General features: G+C 47.8%; 1 protein-coding gene. It reads left to right on the top strand.

The window, feature by feature from the left end:
- The first annotated feature begins 325 nt into the window (after positions 1-325).
- A complete protein-coding gene (locus AB9K37_RS02725) occupies positions 326-1,033 on the top strand; it encodes a hypothetical protein (protein WP_369835440.1) in 708 nt (235 codons plus the stop codon).
- Positions 1,034-1,037: the final 4 nt, after the last annotated feature.

Raw genomic sequence — 1,037 nt, 5'->3', positions numbered from 1 at the left:
TTGGAACCTCGCTTGCGGAACTCATCAGGGCCAGTGGAGGCAATGCCAAAACATAAACAGGCCGGACAGACGACGGTACTGACGAAAATGACCGCAGAAATCACCAGAAAACACTTGCAATGCAGGAGCCACCCACAGAGGCCTTTGACCCGATGAGCCTATGACGCAGCGCGGCTCGTCAATCCGGTCGTTCGCTGCACCTGCACAGTCCTCCGCGGGCGAATACGCCTCAGCATGCTTCTTGAGGGAAGTCAGACAATCTATATTCAAGCCACACAACCCGAATAAAAAATAACCAAACGATATGACATGAGGCGACACATTTTTGAATGACACGTATTTAGAAATCGCATCTTGGCCAATTGAGGCGCGAGAAGAAAGCGGTAGCGACTATTTCTTTCATTTCAACGACGTATCTTTCATTGAAAAAGGTATAAAAAATTATGTTATTGGGAGGAAGGGGACAGGAAAAACTGCAATTGCTGACTATTTGCACTCACGTCGATCACACGACAAATTCTCGAAACTCCTTTCTTTCAAGAACTTCCCCTTCAATGCCCTATACAGCTTCGCCGACGAGAGTTACAACCGCCCAAACCAGTATATCACAATATGGACATATGTGATTTATCATTACATCTGCTCCATGATGGCGGAAAATGAAAAAGTTTTGTCAAGATGCAAGTTCGATCTAAGGAAAGCATTCCAGTTTGAAGTCAAAGGGGCGCTGTCGCAATCGGTGAAGAACATCACCTCCAGAAACTACGGCCTCACAATACTTGGCACAGGGGGAAGTTTTGCCGAAGAGACAGGTGAGGATCGGTTTGATTTTATAAGAGCGAATGAGGCTCTAAAGGGCTTTATTGAAGAGCATATAGATGACAGCGACTACTTCATCTGTCAACGGCGGAGTAAAATTCGGCCATTGTGGCGGAGCAAAAGTCGGCCAGTTTGGGGCGAGCGCCTTGGAGCGTGCGGCCCTCATATAGCAAGCCCGGTCCAAGGCGCATTGGCCGTCAGGCCAATTCTGTGAGGTT

Source organism: Donghicola sp. XS_ASV15 (assembly GCF_041224595.1).
Classification (GTDB): Bacteria; Pseudomonadota; Alphaproteobacteria; order Rhodobacterales; family Rhodobacteraceae; genus Donghicola.
The sequence above is the reverse complement of the archived record's forward strand: the minus strand, read 5'-3'. Positions and strand labels throughout refer to the sequence as shown.